At 36.2% G+C, this 17,812-nt stretch carries 11 protein-coding genes and 1 pseudogene; all 12 read right to left on the reverse strand.

Translation table 11 applies throughout. The annotated features are described in order from the left end of the window. Positions 1-368: 368 nt before the first annotated feature. Complete coding sequence (locus AC58NB_RS09205) at positions 369-1,736, reverse strand: DUF4832 domain-containing protein (protein ID WP_497426528.1); 1,368 nt, start codon at positions 1,734-1,736, stop codon at positions 369-371. An 81-nt stretch (positions 1,737-1,817) separates the two neighbouring features. Then, a complete protein-coding gene (gene pelG / locus AC58NB_RS09210; RefSeq protein WP_497426529.1) occupies positions 1,818-3,260 on the reverse strand; it encodes an exopolysaccharide Pel transporter PelG in 1,443 nt (480 codons plus the stop codon). Further along, on the reverse strand, positions 3,220-4,680 hold the full coding sequence (gene pelF, locus AC58NB_RS09215) for a GT4 family glycosyltransferase PelF (protein ID WP_497426530.1): 1,461 nt from the start codon (positions 4,678-4,680) through the stop codon (positions 3,220-3,222). Before pelF ends, pelG begins: the two co-directional genes overlap by 41 nt. After that, entirely contained in the window at positions 4,677-6,527 is a 1,851-nt protein-coding gene (locus AC58NB_RS09220; protein ID WP_497426531.1) for a DUF2194 domain-containing protein, read from the reverse strand. Before AC58NB_RS09220 ends, pelF begins: the two co-directional genes overlap by 4 nt. 4 nt (positions 6,528-6,531) lie before the next feature. Further along, on the reverse strand, positions 6,532-7,314 hold the full coding sequence (locus AC58NB_RS09225; RefSeq protein ID WP_497426532.1) for a hypothetical protein: 783 nt from the start codon (positions 7,312-7,314) through the stop codon (positions 6,532-6,534). A gap of 73 nt (positions 7,315-7,387) precedes the next feature. Continuing rightward, positions 7,388-9,292 (reverse strand): NAD-dependent epimerase/dehydratase family protein, encoded by a 1,905-nt coding sequence (locus AC58NB_RS09230; RefSeq protein WP_497426533.1) that lies wholly within the window; start codon positions 9,290-9,292, stop codon positions 7,388-7,390. A 77-nt stretch (positions 9,293-9,369) separates the two neighbouring features. Further along, positions 9,370-10,458, reverse strand: a complete 1,089-nt coding sequence (locus AC58NB_RS09235; protein WP_497426534.1) for an acyltransferase family protein — start codon at positions 10,456-10,458, stop codon at positions 9,370-9,372. Positions 10,459-11,909: 1,451 nt separating this feature from the next. Next, positions 11,910-12,527 carry an NAD(P)-dependent oxidoreductase gene (locus AC58NB_RS09240; protein WP_497426535.1) on the reverse strand — a complete coding sequence of 206 codons (618 nt, stop codon included), beginning with the start codon at positions 12,525-12,527 and terminating at the stop codon, positions 11,910-11,912. Positions 12,528-12,855: 328 nt separating this feature from the next. Continuing rightward, positions 12,856-13,959, reverse strand: coding sequence for a PD-(D/E)XK nuclease family protein (locus tag AC58NB_RS09245; RefSeq protein WP_497426536.1), 1,104 nt, complete (start codon positions 13,957-13,959; stop codon positions 12,856-12,858). A gap of 93 nt (positions 13,960-14,052) precedes the next feature. Further along, positions 14,053-14,858: pseudogene (locus tag AC58NB_RS09250) on the reverse strand (HAD family hydrolase). A 256-nt stretch (positions 14,859-15,114) separates the two neighbouring features. Then, positions 15,115-16,554 carry a 6-phospho-beta-glucosidase BglA gene (gene bglA / locus AC58NB_RS09255; protein WP_497426537.1) on the reverse strand — a complete coding sequence of 480 codons (1,440 nt, stop codon included), beginning with the start codon at positions 16,552-16,554 and terminating at the stop codon, positions 15,115-15,117. Positions 16,555-16,568: 14 nt separating this feature from the next. After that, on the reverse strand, positions 16,569-17,812 hold a 1,244-nt coding region (locus tag AC58NB_RS09260; protein WP_497426538.1), incomplete at its 5' end, for a glucose PTS transporter subunit IIA.

Raw genomic sequence — 17,812 nt, forward strand, 5'->3', positions numbered from 1 at the left:
AAAAAGAAAATCTGTCTTTCAATTGGGGAGTTTTTATGAGAAATATAAGTTTAAAAGAATAAAACCCAAGAACCCAACTACTATTAAAACAGCCAATTAATTCTTAATGGGGTAGCCAAGGGCCTATAAAGCAGGTTCCGGAATTATCTAAGATAGGCTAATGAATCGTCTGGTTTTAAGAAAAATTAGAAAGATATATTTCATCTCATAATTAGAGAGAACTATCAGGAAAAATGGAGTGGCTTGAACTCTCGGCAATTCAGGGCTCAAGCTGCATAAATTATTTTATATTCACTTTCTTCTTGAAAGGAAGCACTTTACAAATGGGAAGATTTTATGTTTCACGTCGACAAGAAAAAGCACGATTTCTATCTGATCCTTAACTCCCCTATCGTGTACCTCAAATCATCCCTCTCTCCTTCCATTTCCAAATGAATTGCTGGTTCCATAAGCTCTGGGTCAAGTATAGCTACATTAACCTGATAGATTCCTTTCTTTAAATCATGAGGGATTGAAATAAATTCTTCAATTGAATGCCGACCTGGATGCCACTCTCGTATATCTGCTGACGCAGTTTCTTTATAGATAATGTTTCCTTCCGTGTTTGCAAGGGATATTTCCAATGGCCAATCAAAATAAAATGGAGCTACTCCGCTATTTTCCCACTCCATTTCAAGTGACAGCTCTGCCCCTGCCTCAGCAGACTTTTTATAACCCACTTCAGTTAACCGGAAGTGATACCCAATTTTCTTTAAAAAGCGATTGATTCCTTTTTGATATTTTTCATTAGGACTATAATACGCTGGCGAACTTGGACCGAGCCAGCTAATATGTGTTGCTTTCAACTGCTCGATGGTTTCAGAAATTGAACTGGAGGAGAAATAATCCCCCCATTCAACGGTTGGTGCAAATTCACCACCTATTGGAGCAGTCTTCCAGGAATCGATCATGGATGGGTTTTTTTCACCGGTTAACCAAAATGTATATCCATTGGTGACCCAGCTATAAAATTCATCTATGGTGTGATCCCTCCGACCGAACATATCATTGTACAATCCCATATTATTATCAGAAGCTATCTGATGGGGCCTTCTCATTAATAATATCTTGTCTGTAAAACGCTCTGTATAATGCTTAACATAAGTTTCAGCAATTGACAGCTTTGGAAAAGGAATATAAACCCCATCCTCCTGCAAAGTATGCCATTCCCCCCAATGGCCTAAACTCCCTAATTCTATAAATGCAATGAAAGAATCCTGATTATATCGTTCAGCCAATACCTCTATTAACTTCTCATGATAGTTTATTAGTTTTGGGTTATTGTAGTTAGGGCTGAAACCATTGCCCCACTCATGCTCATACCACTCACCATCTGCATCTAATTCACGGTAAAGCCATTCGGGTATGTCCATATGGCCCGCTTTTCCAGGATAATCTAAGACTACCCGGAATATCAATCTCTTATTATCCATTTCCCAATAGTCAAATTTAAATTTTTCTTCTATTTTATCGAAGTCATAAACTCCTTTTTCCGGCTCAAGCTCCTTCCAAGTAAAATTAGCATAAACGAGTGAATGGGCTTGCTTGTATGGTCCACCCTCTGCAGGAGGTGCAAATCCCATAAACGGATTAATGATGGGTTCACCTTCCTTTTCATAATTGAACTTCTGGCCATGATATATAAATACCAAAATTAGAATTGCAGCACTAATTACGAAAATCATATATTTATTCACTCCATGTTCCCCTTCATTCTCTTATGTATTAAAGCCTAAAAGAGTTTATACATAAACCTGAATAAAGAGACAGGGGGAAAATTAATTTCCCCTCCCCTCTCCATTAATCTCATTCATTCGATTTGCCACCCTGGTTAAAAAGCTGATTTTTTCACTGGCAAACAGTGGTTGAGTACAATACGTATAGTACTCTATATTTTTACCATAATGATAAATTCTCCAAAAGGCGATAATCAGACCAGTTAATCCTGAGCAGAAACCAGCCAATCCATAATTGCCTCCTATAAGAATAACGGCAATCATGCTCATCATACTAACAACCATATAACTGGAGATGACAATTAGCGCACCTTTTCGATCATCGAAATAAAGCAAGATTTGCATTAAGATAAACATGATGATGAAGAAGTAATTCCCAATTACCAATATATTATAAATGTGAATTTGTTCTGTTGATAATGGTATGACGGTTATACCAAGAGCAATTGCCAGGATGGTAAAGAACAGTTGGAATTCCATGATAATGACTAATTCACGGGTTAACACTTGAAACATTTTAGTTTTCGCTTCATTTATTTGGCTCAAAGAATATTCTCCGCTTACTTTTTCATAGTACCTTTTATAAACTTTATAAAACGATGTTTCCATTGAAACAACAAACATAACCATCGCAGGAATAATAGATAAATAAGCATAGAAGACTGGTACGTCATAGAATGGAGCCATTACAAACGTATTACCAACTACCGCTTGAAGATTGCTTCCCCAGACAATAAAAATATGGCTGAACAATGATAGGGAGTAAAACAAACCAATTAAAAATAGTGATGGGTATTGTTGTATGTAGGACAGAAAATCAAAGCAGTTTTTATTGGCTTTAGGAAAGCGTTCTTTGATACTGTTTATGAGGAAAACAATGGCCACGATAAATCCTGCAGCCATACAAGCCATCACATGCTCAGCTTTTAGATAATCCACTATCTGTAAGCAAAGCCACATTGTAATACCTGCCGTGAGAGCCCCCAATCCATATGCCTTAACGATTTGCATATATTTCTTAACTGCAGAAATATAAATCGCCAGTATATTTACTATCAGCAATTCCATAAAAAACAGATAGGCAACTATTTTAAAGGGCATACTTAATGGGGATATGGCATAAAAAGCAATTGCAGCCAAGCCTCCAATTAACACGATAATCCCTATGACACCAAAGAGTGAGGAAAGAATATTTTCTTCCTTTTCTAAATAGATTTGATCAGATACATATCTTGTAACAACCATTAAGAAACCCCCGGTTATTACTTGTGAAAATACAAAGCTGTACATTGTCCCGGTTAACAAGAGTTCACGTTCCAAGAAGGTTGATCCTGAATCCATTAATAGCTTTTGGCCAATCAGTAACTGGATTATACATAAAATCAATGGACCAGAAATGATAACAGAAGAATAAGCAAAAGCTCTGAGACCACCATAATTATTATTATCCACTAATTTTTTGAGTTGGAATCCTATCCCCGCCATTCAAATAACCCCTGTTTCCATAAATTTTTCGGTACTGCTCAATGAAATCTTTCCATGAATAGTGGGCCTCTATACGCAAGCGTCCACTTTCTCCCATTCTTGCTCGGAGAAGAGGGTTTTCTGCAAGTCTTATGATTTCGGTTGCCATTCCAACAGAATCCATAACTGAGACTACATATCCAGCCTGACCAAATGAATCTTCCCTGCCATACAATAGCTCTTTACAACTTCCTACATCTGTACAGACGAACGGTTTTCCACTTGCCATACCTTCAAGCAGGACAAGCGGTTGTCCCTCACTGATGCTTGAAAGAGCCAGTAAATCCATTTTTCCAATATATTCTTTAACATTCACCGTTCCAGTAAACTGAATGTCTCGAAGGCCTAAAAAATCCACTAATTGCAAGCATTCCTCGTAATAGTCTTGATCTTCATCAACTGGACCCATGATGTAAAATCTGGCGTTTGGAATCTTTCTTTTCACAATAGCAAAGCTTTGAATCATCGTTTTTATATCTTTAATTGGCACTACTCTGACTACAGCCCCAATGTCTACAAATTGTTTGTCCCCTCCGGTCTTTTGCGGTAAGTCTAAATAATCATCAAGGAATACACCGTTGGGTATGATACATGTCTTTTCTTCCGGGCAGCCTATTTCAACCTGGATTTCCCTATTTGCATTGAATAATGTAACGACTTGATTTGCTGATGCATAGGCACCTTTTGATAAACTATGAAAATATTTAATCCACAGCGTTTTCAGCGGTCCTTTAATTTGATCTGATTTAATAATTTCTTCCTCACGCTCTCTTGTATAAATCCCGTGCTCGGTAACGACATAAGGACTTCCATAATAATGTTTACAATACGAACCAACGATGCCTGCATATCCTGTTGAAATGCTATGATACAAGTCAGCTTTCGGAGGAGGATAAGAAAGTACAGATAGTAAAGGCAGCAGCATAGATCTTATAGACCAGTATAACTGGGTGAAAGGCAGTTCAAAATATGACTCGCTGCATACCTCTTTAACAATATCCAAAAAATTCTGGCTTGTAACAAGTTCAGCAGCTGAGCGAAAATTTCTATATCTTCCTTTAAAGATAGAAAACAAAGCCTCCCAGTTTCCATGATCACTGACCAGTATTGATTTAATAGCTTGTTTCTCCCAATCTGACAGTATATTTCTTTTGCCTTGCCTTCCGGACCATGCCATCCCTGTGTTTAAAAAGATTTCCCGTACTTCAATGAGGTTCGCCGGAAGTTTGTATTTAAATTTCCCCTTGTCTTTTTCATCCGCACCAATGGCATAAATAATAAATTCATGCTCAGGCATTGCCGTAATCAAGGATTGTACCCAGCTTGAGACTCCCCCGACAACATATGGATAGGAACCTTCTGCAATCAGGCATATTCTCATCGTACATCCTCCAATTCAATAGTGAACTTAGATGATAGAGCGCGTATCAAATAATGATCACCATCTATTTTTTTTACCTTACAGCCATTGAAATCAACGATTTTTTTATCACTGCGAAAAACAAAATCCAACTCCCCTTGAAAATCATTTATATATCCCTCTACTTTTTGGTCACTCTCTAAAATAAACACTTTCGCATCCTGATATTTCCTTAATGACTCTGTACTTTTTGAAGCCGTTTGACTTTTCATCCATGGGTATTTCCCCTTGATATCCTTGAGCATTTTACTGTAATTCGCCGACATGTCGGCCCATTTTTTATTTTCATTCCGCTCTTCATCTAAAATATCATCGGGATGGACGAAATGTGAAAACAACCCATATAAGGTTGCGCCATTAGCTACAATCCATTGAATTTCATCCTCGTAATGATAATCTGAGGTTAACCTCGGTATTTCATAATATTGACCGGAATATTGATACTCCTGAATGTATGCTAAAGCCTCGTCGTCAGGTATAAGAAGAGAAGCAAAATTGGTGATTGATGGGATGGCTTCTTGAATGGCTTTTTTTCCATCTTCGCTTAATACATTCGATGGAGGAATATACGTTTTAAAGGTATGTCCCGGGAATACATCTTGTACAAATTGGTCCAGTTCCTTCAAAGAATTGACCATATCCTTTTTATCATTCCAGGCAGTGTATCCCAGGCGATCCACATGACTTTGATCCATCGTTAATGATTGATGATTATATCCGTGTACAGCTATCTCTCCACCCATCTGAATCAAATCACGCCCGAATATTTTTAAGTTCTCTTCCGATAACCGCTCATTAAAAGGGCCGTCAACATCATCGTTATAGCTCTCAATTATACCTGCTGTATATTTCACGTCATATTCCTTTGCAGCCTTCAGCATATCCGGCCACCAAACCCTATGAAAAAAGCTTTTAATATCCATTTTATATTCGTTATAAATAATATCATTTGTCCCCTCAGGGAAAGGTGCCGGGAAGTCGTCTATATACATTACTTTTGAGTTTATAATGGGGTAAATGAAATTATTATTTAAATAGCTTAGTGCTCCTGCGATGAATCCTCGGTTCATTTCATGGTCCAGCATTGTTCCATTGAACACCATGAAAGTTCCTCTTCCATACGGTGTACTCCAAATAAATGGAATGTGATTGTCGGTAACCGCTAAAACCTTGCTATTTTCCTTCAAGCTAATATTCAGCACGGAATTGGAAAAGACAATCTCATCCTCAAACTTCAATCCCTTTGATTTTAACAACAAATCCGCTTCCAATCTGATACTCGAAGTATCTATGTATGAAGTACCCCCCTTTGACTCATTAATGCCAAAAATGCCATGAAAACGCTCATAAACAGTTGAATCTGCATCAGGCCTTATTCCAAAAAACACTCCTCCCCCATCGGAAACATAGTTGGTAATGAGGGGAAAATCCATAATCGACTCCAGCTTTGGAGTCAAGATAATAATATTTTTATAATCATCAAGATGTGAGGGCATTTGTGATACTGAAACTGTAGTATAGGTCTTTTTCAAATAATCCAAAGTCTTTTCGAAATTGCTCATTAAACTAGAACTCTCTTCAATTTTTGGATCATAGACAAGCAAAAATTTATCTTGATGTATAGTTTGTATTTCTGCCGGGGAAAGAGCTGTTTCCTTCTTTACTCCACTAGCTATTACTGGGCTATTTTTCAAATTGAACAAGTGAACCGATTCAAGCTGTGAGATAATCACAACAATTCCAAACAAAGCAAGGAACGCCACTACGCTGATTATTTTAATTAAACTGATTTTATTGATCCCTCTCATCCTCCTACGTCCAAAAGTGAAGGGCCTTTAACCCTGTTGGTGATAATTGAATTGGCCTCCTCTTCAACTTATTCATAATTTCATAAAGCTTTTTCGAATTTTGCATTGCATAAGATACTTTCATAGCTAATAAATATGGAACCTCATCATCAGGAAATTCCACCATAAACATCTGGCTATAATACAGGGATTTTTCCAAATCCCCTATTTCCAAATCACAATTAATTTTTTCAACATAGTGTTTTTTGCAGCAAACAGGGCTTGCCAACAGACGATCAAGAAGCTCTGATAACTCAAACCGATGTTTCATTTTGGTCTCTTCATCAACCATATTACTGTCTACATATTTTTTTAATGTTTCTGCGTATCTATCCATCGTTTCATAATCGGTAGGATTCTCTTCAATTCTTTCAATCGATCCGTGAAGGGAGGTAACAAATTTCTTCTGAATTTCCATAATAGCTGTAGCAGCGTAATGAGCTGTTTCCTTGTCATCACTTTTAGTGGCTTTAAATAAAATATCAATCGTATTTGTACCGTCTTTTAGACTATCAATAAGCATACTTCTTTTATGGTGAAGATCATTAGAAAGCAAGACTTCCTGGAAAGGAATTAAATTGATTTCCCGCTCCACATCAATCTTACTGCTTGGAAAAGAAGAAAATAAAAACACCTTATTGCTTTCCCCTCTGCTTTCAGGTTGGACATTGTTTGACCTTTTAAATAGCAAATAGGATAAGGCATATCCAAGAACCGGGATGAAGATTATAATAATCGCTTTAATCACCTTATACTCCCTATTGTTCAACAATAAATAGCCGACATAACAGAGACAAAAAAGATAATACAAAACGAACCACTTAAACATTGGCTGTCACCTTATTAAATGTTTGATTATTTATGCCCTTACTTTCCAACATGCGCTGATGCTCATGAGCGCAATTCAAGGATGAGGAAATTAGGTCACCTAATGTGTTTAATATGTTAATGTAAAATAAGGACAGTTGTTCAAAACTTAACCCGTCCACACAGATTACACCTGACACTGTGCCACTTACACGCACCGGAACGATTACTGATGGGTGACCATCTTCCAATGTTTTATTGATAAATGTCTTACCTTTTTTTAAAACATCTTTAAAATGTACCTTATGCTCTACATCAATAATCTTCTCCTGTTCAAAATTTTCAGATTTATCTCGCAATCGTAATTCACCCGTTGAGAAGTTATAAATATAGAAAGCGACTTTCTTTGTCTTTAAGATATTTTCCACTATATGAATCGAAGACTCATAGATTTCATGCGGTTCAAGACGATCCAAATCCTTCATAATTCCAGATACAACTCCCACACTATTATTTGTATAAAGAATTTGGTTTTGAAGTTCTTCTTTAACCATCATTGCATCCTTGTATGCTGTATGTAAGAACTGATATTTTTCCTTAATCTCTGTTGCCTCTTTTTGATAATTTACAAGAAGGGTTTCCTTTTTATCCAGTACATAACGTATTACTACTCCGGCAAATATGTACACACTCACATGTACAAGTGAACTTGGGTCAATAAGCATAGAAATAATATCTCTTCCCAATGATATATTTTCAGTCACGAACCAGATTGTCGCCATACCAATAGATAGAATGGATTGTGCCTTGCCGAGCAGGAAGGATGCCATGATGATATATACAAGTTGATAATCGACCATATAATAATGGACACCCACCACATCACTGATTAAATATACCAATACGAGCAACCCTATATTCTCTAGATATGGCAGTGAAAGATTGTACCGGTTAAACCACTCTGGGATTTTTATTTCTCTTTTCTTTTTTTCTTTTTTTGGGACACTCTTATTGTCATTAAACCAACGGTAAGTATTTTCCAAGCCGTCCTTGTAAGTATGAAATGGTTCCCAATCCAAATCACTCTTAATTTTTGTATTATCAAGGCGTGAATGCTTTATATCCCCTTGCCGTTCATCTTCATAGTTTACATTCTTTATGTCAGCAAGTTCTCCGAGTGTTTCAATTAGCTGATTTACACTGATCCCAGTATTCGTTGATAGGTTATAGATTCCTGACAGGTCTTTTTCAACCCCCCTGTAAATGGCTTCTGCTACATCTTGAACATAGATAAAGTCTCTTGTTTGCTCCCCATCACCGTAGATAGTTAAATCTTTTCCTTGAGCAACCCTTTGGATGAAAATCGAGACAACTCCACCCTCACCAATTGTTCCCTGTCTTGGACCATATACATTTGAAAACCGATAACAAAGGGTATCAAGGCCAAAGATTTCATTCCACTTTTCGCAATACATTTCGCCAACCCATTTATTCATTCCGTAAGGAGATACTGGATCACACTTTGATTCTTCCTTTAACGGTATTTCTTCATTCAATCCGTATACCGCTGCTGACGAAGCAAAAACTACTTTATTCACTCCATATTTCCTTGCAAGATTTAGCATGTTTGAAATACCGAGTACATTGTATTTTGAATCCATATAGGGGTCTTCCATCGATATCGCTACATTTACCTGTGCAGCCAAATGAATCACAACATCAAACTTAAACTTTTTAAAAATTTCCTCACACTTTGGGTCTTCTGCATTAACTTGGTAGAATACATGATTGAATTTTGCATTTTCACTACTGCCTGTAGATAAGTTATCTATAATGTGCACCTCATGGCCTTCCATAGCAAACATCTCACCAACAAAAGAACCAATAAATCCATAGCCACCAGTAATTAATACTCTCAAGTTCTCACCCCAAATTTTAGTATTGAGCCCTATCAAGAAAATGACCCGTAATTGAACAGCTCATATCCATTGCATCTTTAATACTTGACAACAACTGTTTTTATTCCTTTGATTCTGATTCTCTCACCCAACAAATACTTCTTAAGCAGGTTAATTATAGGTTTCTCAAGACGAGAGTGAATGAGACAGCCAATACTCACCATAATGGTAAAGAGAATGATACTTAACCCCCATCCCCCAACAGCTTGATATACATAATACCGGCTAAACAATTCATTAAAGAAATCCAATGACAGATTATGCGATAAATAGATTGAAAACGCTGCGTTTCCTAAATAATTCAAATGTCTTGAAATTCGCAGTTCCTTTTTAAGATCTATCGATGCAATCCCTATGATAAGAAGAATAGATACAAAGCCAGTCCCAAGATCAAAGTTGATATCGTAAATTGGATTCAGTGAGTTTAGCCACATTAAAGGGAAACCAAGGAAGCCTGTTATAGTAAATAAAAGCGAAAAGAACCAATTGATCCTTACATGGGTCACTAAATAGGCAGCACACATTCCTCCAAGCAGCGTCAGATTAATCTCATTAAAGATAAATTCAATAATAAAATTGGTGACCGGTATATAACCAAGTAAAAACGCAGCACACATTCCTCCCCAAATGGCTAAAATGACTTTACCTAAGCTTGGCTTTGGCATGAATAATAGGGAAAACATCAAATAATAAAGAATCGTAAATTTCAATGACCAGGCGGGAATTAAAATTGGAGGATCGTCACTTGGATTCGGACTAAGTAAAAAGGATGAAATAATTGTGCCCAGTTTTGTTTCATGCCCTGCTCCGTACCATGGAAACAAAAGTAAAAAAGGCAGTAAAACCAGTGTTAATATCCAATAAAGCGGATATATTCGTATAAATCGATTAATAAAGTACTTCTTCAATTGTTTTGGTTGTCCAAAATTGTTTTGGTAAACGTAATACATCATAAACCCCGAAAGTGCAAAGAAGTAGCTCACACCTCCCGACATAGGAAGTTGGTATAGCCCAAGCAAATTAAAATTATAGTATACATGCATGGATAAAGATAAGTGAAATAGCATTACCATAATAGGTACGAATGCTCGGGAAAATTGAATCATATTCAATCTCTTTCTTGCCAATAATTCACCCCCTTAATTAAACCAGTTATCAGTTATTTTGTTCTTAATTAAGAACTTTAACTTAATGATATGCTATATTGTAATTTCTTACAATATATTTACCGATATATTTTATACACCCTAAAAAGGATGACAGCAACCAAAACTTTATAAAAATACTAAATTCCAGTAAAACAAATATACACCTATAGTTTTACTCATATAACGAACAACCACTACTCAAAGGACATTTAATTTATGTAAATGATGAATAATCCTACCATCGGTTACTAAGCCATTTATACTATTCCTAGTCTGATGAAAAAAGACTGATTTATAAACTTGTTTTATTAACCTTTAACAATTATTTGCTTTCTATGTTAATATTTAATATTGTTTGTGATTGGTGAAACTCATTTCTGGTGCAATATTATCTTCGAAGCATTTTTCAAACCAATTATTTTAGGATTAATATTAATACTCATTGGTTTATTCTCTTTTAGCGATAACTTTACCCTTGGTCTAATACTTTTAATTTTAGGTATAGGATCTGTAGGTAACATTCATACAGTATTGATAATTGAATTAATTCAATCATACTTTTAAGATGCATACTGTAAACACAAAAAACAGGAGGTATTTTTTAATACTTCCTGTTTTTTTATATGGGATTCTTTTTATATATTTGTAACTAAAAATTTATTTAACTAAACTGGGGCTTCTTTCTTTTTTATTGAACTTCCTTTCGATGTCTTAGCTTATTGAGATTAAACCAACACTATTGAGAGAAAGATGTTTACCTTCTTTGTTTATCTGATAAACATTGTATAACACCCTTGTAAACGCGCTCCCTTTGACTTCAAATGCTGCCCTTCCAAAAGGATTACCCGAAGCTAATCTCAGAATTTCTTTCAATTTAGATTTAAAAGTTAAACTATTTAGTTTCTCAAAAACATGCCTTCATGCAACAAAATTTTCTTTGGCTTGCCCAACTGAAAAATCACCATAATCTTCGGCTTTTCCGAATATAAATTACTTAGCTATTGGCATTATCGTTTTCGATCCTATAAGGACATATACTACATATAGTGAAGTTGGAAATTTTTCTATAAATTCAATCAATGCTGCTATCCACTTTGTTTGAACGTTTTAAAAAAAGAGCAGTCATCAAACTATGTGTTAAGATGACTGCTCCTTAAACGGCCTTTAGAACATTTACTAAATATCTATTTAATTTATCTTTACTGTCCAAAATGGAAAAACCTATGCTTAACATGTCACTATTTCTGCTAGGATAAGTGATAGCAGGGATGAAATAAACTACTTATATTATAGCTATACCAGAATTATCTACTAAAATAACTTTTTTATAGCCTCCTTTTTTTGGAGACTTAATAAAACTTGTGCTGTTTTGAAAAAACCTTAATTTAACCATCATTCTACGGTTAAAAAGTGCGCGTTATATAACTTACTCAAGTAGAAATTCCAATTGACGTATGATCATAACTTCTATCTCGTAATGCTTTTACGATAAAATGTGCTACATCAGCACGTGGAATTGATTTTGATTTCTCTGGTACACTTGTTGCAGATTCTCTGTACTTTCCTGTAAAGGGATTATTCGTTAGCCCCATCGGTCGAACAATGGTGTAGTTCAATCCATGCGCTTGGATATAATCAACTGCAGCCCGATGATCGATTAGAGGATTCCTAAGCATTCTCATGACTAATTTGCCGCTTATCCCTGTTAATTCTTTATGGATACCCGCAGATGCAGTGTAGATAATTCGCTCTACATTATGCTCCTTCATACCGGTAACAATATGTTTAATCATCTCTTGAAGCTCGGTTGATTTTTTCATCCCCTGATTCGAACCTAAGCAAGATACAACAGCATCATGACCCGCAATCGCGCTTGAGACTTCTTCTTGATTGAAAGCATTTCCCTGTATAATCTTTAAATTTTCATGTGAAAAGTCTAGCTTTGATGGAGTACGTACAAACGCCGTTACTTCAAAACCAGCCTCAACTCCTTGACGGACAACAGATTGACCTACACCACCAGTTGCACCAAAAACGATAATTTTCATATCTATCAACCTTTCTATCTTATGATCACCCATTCATAGAGTGCCCAATGGACCCTTACTCGAATCAATAAATAAATCTTATAGACCGCTCCCGGATCAATTAAAGGAAGTACTAAAATTATCATAGATTATTATTAAGACATAACTATTTGCAATCAATTATCTATTTAATTTAATCATATAGCTATCTCAATAATTCTTCAATTCTAACTACTTTTAAACCTGCGTCACAACAGTAGATTATCTTCACCCTCGGCTATCTTTATTTAAGGATTCAAAACAATTTATTTCCAATAATTCTCTTATATTAATATATGAAACTCCCAAGCTATTTAATTAAATTCTCCGTTTTCATTTCACTAATCACATCATCTATACAATGTTCTATTGAAGTAAATTGTAGTTTTATATTTTGTACAGTTTCGCGAACTGTTGACGCTTCTATTGGGATTGTCATTGTAAGTAATTTAGTATTTTTACGCTTTGCAGGAATCCCACGATTAATTGCCTTTTCAAATAATCTTTCACTGAATATCCGTTTATTCTCCATAAAACATACATAATATGGTAAGTCTTTAATTTTGCTATGTGGCTCATATGGATATGACTCAAAGCGTATCCCAATTTCCTTCACACGCTTATTTCCTTCATCTAACATATTAATATATGTATCAATATGAACATTAAACGTTTGAGCCAGACCTACTTCTTTGAATGACTTACCACTTGTCCAACTTGATTTTGAAACTAAAAAAATAAAATTGCTGCGGCCTGCTCCGGCAGCTTCTCCCCAATCTAAAAGTAGTTCATTATTCGAATAAAAAGCATCAAATAATACTTTTTGCCAACAAATCTTGCGTTGCATTCCGTCCATATCTATATTTAATTCAAGACTTTCCAATGGTCTAATGATAGGCTCATAAAATTGCTTGAGCTTCTGCTGAAAATCTTTAAATAAGAGTTTTAGCTTTTCCTCTTTTAGAGGCCATTCTCTTCTTAAAAAAGTATCGTAATTTAAAAATATAAATTGTGAACTTTTAGGCTTTACTGTTGAATCTAGTGCTAGAAAGATATAATGAAATTCTATCTGATCGATTGCAATATTATATTTTTTGGCTATTCGGGTTCGTGCTTCCTGGGATTCATAACGCTGCGTCTGTTCAAATCCCTCAGAAGCACCCATTTTATTTTCTACAATAATTAGTCTCATTTCGTCATCTGTTAATGCTCGAATCAGAATATCAGGCGTGCCGATGCTTTCCCCCAAGCCAACACGTGTATCAATATAAAATTCAGTATGTTCATTTAAATAGATACTCGATTCATTTAAAAATTGTTTTAAAAATTCCTTAGAATCTTTAAAACAATTAACAAGAAAATCTGTAATTGTATCTTCTCTGTAAAAAATATTCAGTGCATCAAAAATATTCAATGAAAAATTCTCCCTGCTGATTTAATTATGTATGTTGAAATCTAGTTTACATATGAGGTTTCTTTATTAAGACATATATTTTCCATTTCGTGATTATTTGCCCTGTAAGGATAACAGATGAATGATTGTGTTCATCACAGCGTCTTCTTCATTGGAACGAGTGATGTAATTAGCTGCATCCTTTAATTTGTCAACAGCATTTCGGACTGCAAAGCTGTAATTGCTGCGAGTCATGAGCTCTATATCATTGTATCCATCACCAAATGTCATTGTTTCATCCGGTGTGACATTCAAAATTCGCTGCAGATGTTCAACAGTAGTTCCCTTATGTACATTCGCGTTAGCTATATCAATCCAAGCCTCTTCAGATGCGACGATATACGCAGACTCGAAAAACTGGGAGAGTTTCTCCCTTGTCTCAAAACAGTTGAGCAATGGATCATGAATAGTAATTTTCACAAAATCATCTGTTATCTCATTAAAATTGGATACTTGTCTTACTTGCGTATAGGATTTTCTGACGATTGCTGTTTCCTTAAGGGATAAATTATCTCTTATTACGGCACCGGACCTTGTGCAAGCAATAATAGTATGATCAATGCTTATTTCCTCAAGTAATTGGATAATCTCGAGTCCTAGTTTTTTACTTAATAGCGATTCATAAACAAATTCTCCGTTATGCTTAATTCGGGTTGCGCTATCACCCAAAATCCATAAATCATTTGCATTTTCGCCAAATAACTCTTCTACTCGCTCACATTGCTTACCCGTAACAGGAGCAAAAAAATAACTCCTTTTTCCTTCATGATCTTTTTTACTTCTCTATACAATTTCCGATTAAAGTTACCGCTATTATTCAAAAATGTCCCATCCATATCAGTCAACACTAGCTTAATCATTAGCTTACCTCCATTAAGAGTACCATTTTAGCTAACTATCGCTACTAAACTTCAACTCTGTTCAGAAATACTTCATGTTCTTAATTGATGGACTTAAATACAAGTATGTCTTAGCTGATCACAAATCATTGCTCAAAAACCTGCATAACTAGAACGTTATACAGGTTTCCTTGAGTAATGATTCTATATAGTGTTTAAGCTAACTTCCCTAAAATCACATTATTAACAAGATATTAAGGAAGCTAATAGTTAATGGTTATAAAATTTCTCCATTAGTTTCGATCACCTTTTTGTACCAATCAAAGGAATCCTTTTTAAATCGTTTCATTGTTCCTTTTCCTTCGTTGTCTCGGTCAACATAAATCATACCGTAACGCTTTTTCATTTCCCCAGTTGTAAAGGATACAATATCAATGATGCCCCACGGTGTATAACCGATTAAATCTACACCATCATACGTAACTGCTTTTTCCAAAGCCTCAATATGCGATTTTAAATAGGCGATCCTTTCAGCATCGTGAATGAAACCATCCTCTTCCATCACATCTATCGCTCCAAAGCCGTTTTCAACAATAAATAGTGGAATTTGATAACGGTCATAGAAACGGTTTAATGTATAACGTAATCCTGTCGGGTCAATCGACCAGCCCCAATCACTTGCTTTGATATAAGGATTTTCCACGCCATTCGGTAAACCACCGTTCACGACGTCACCCGTATTATCGTTCTGAACATCACTTTTTACCGTTGTTGACATATAATAGCTGAAGCCAAGATAATCAACAGTCCCGTTCCGGAGAATTTCCTCGTCGCCTTCTTCCATTTGGATATTGTAGCCTTCTCGTTGAAATTCTTTGAGCGCGTAAGACGGATAATAGCCGCGTACCTGGACATCTGGGAAGAAATAGCGTTGGCGCATCTCCTCTTCCGCAAGCATGATGTCTTCCGGATTGCAGGAATACGGATAAATCGGAACATGTGACACCATTGCTCCAATCTGGAATTCAGGATTAATTTGCTTACCCTTTGCTACCGCCAATGCACTTGCCAATAACTCATGGTGCGCTGTTTGATACATAACCTCTTTGGCATTTTCGCCTTCCTTCACTAACACGCCCGAGTTAGTCCATAGGAAAATTGGATTGTTCACATCCATTTGGTTATTGATTTCATTAAATGTCATCCAATATTTCACTTTATCCTTGTATCGTTTAAAGCAGGTTTCAGCAAATTTTTCAAAGAAACCAACAACTTCACGATTACGGAAACCTCCATATTCTCTTGCCAGATGCAGAGGCATTTCAAAATGAGATAAAGTGATTACTGGTTCGATGCCATACTTGAGCAATTCATCAAACACATTATCATAGAATTGAAGACCTGCTTCATTCGGTTCAGTTTCATCTCCCTTTGGAAAAATACGGCTCCATCCGATAGACGTACGCAAACATTTCAATCCCATCTCTGCAAACATCGCAATATCTTCTTTATAGCGATTGTAAAAATCAATTGCTTCATGGTTTGGATAAAATTCGCTTTCTTCAATGGTATCAGTGATTTTTCTCGGGGTCCCGTGAGCCCCTGCAGTCATGACGTCAACTACACTCGGCCCCTTGCCTCCCGCATTCCAACCACCTTCGAATTGGTGAGCAGCTAAAGCTCCGCCCCAAAGAAAACCTTCTGGTAACTTACTCATTCTAAATTCCTCCTCTATTTCACAACTGTGAATATTTTCTGATTTGATAATAGGTTTTTCTCATCTTCAATGATAATTTTTTGGAAAGATGGTGTATTTGTAATAATGATTGGAGTTACTGTTTTAAGGCCCTGTTTTTCAATCAATTCTTTATTAAACTCCAACAGGACATCATTTTGAAGGAATCTATCTCCTTCTTTCACCTTCAATTCAAATGGCGTGCCTTCCAATTTAACAGTATCAAGCCCGATATGAACAAGCATTTCGACCCCTGTATCCGAACGGAGACCAATTGCGTGCTTAGTCGGTGCCACCATCACAACTGTTCCATCAAAGGGACCATATAATTTGTTGTCTGATGGTTCAATCGCAATACCTTCACCCATTGCACCAGAGCTGAAGACTGGATCTGGTACTTCAGATAAAGGAATCATTGTTCCGCTAAGCGGTGAAAATACTACTTCTTCATTAAAATCTGACTGGTTCACGATACCTTCCTGTTTTACAGAATCATTTGCATTTTCCGCTTGTTTGGCTGTATCATCGCCATAGCCAAAAATTTGAATCAATATAATAGGAAGAATAATCGCAATTGCTACCCCGATTAATATCCCCCAGATTGATGTTGGGAATTTTTCATTAATTCCGTTTACAATTGTTAACGGACCAGGCAGCCCTGCATATGCAAAATAATATGGATTGAAGAAACTTGCAACAATGGCTCCAACTGCTCCTGAAATACATCCAAAGATAAACGGTTTCTTAAATCTTAAAGTAACACCATAAATTGCCGGCTCTGTTATACCGAAAATCCCTGTTATCCCTGCCGAAACACTGACTTTTCTTACTTCCTGACTCTTTGCTTTTATATAAACCCCAATAACGGCACCTACTTGCGCGATAACAGCAATAGTTTGATAAGCCTGGAATGAATCACGGCCGTATAAATCAAAGTTTGCCATAACCATTGGTGTAATACCCCAATGGACACCGAAAATGACAATCACTTGCCAAAAGCCCCCAATAATAGCTCCGGCCAATGCTGGGACATGCTCAGCCAAGAAATTATATCCGTCAGCAATTCCATTCGCCCCTGCAGTTGTTAGTGGACCGATTAAGAGAATTGTTAACGGTACCATAACCACCATACAGATGAGTGGTACAAATAATGGCTTGATGACTTCATTCATGCGCTTGTTTAAGAATTTTTCAAGGTATGACATAATCCAGACTAGAAATAATGGCGGTAGCACAGATG

The organism is Pradoshia sp. TA40_28, assembly GCF_059694525.1.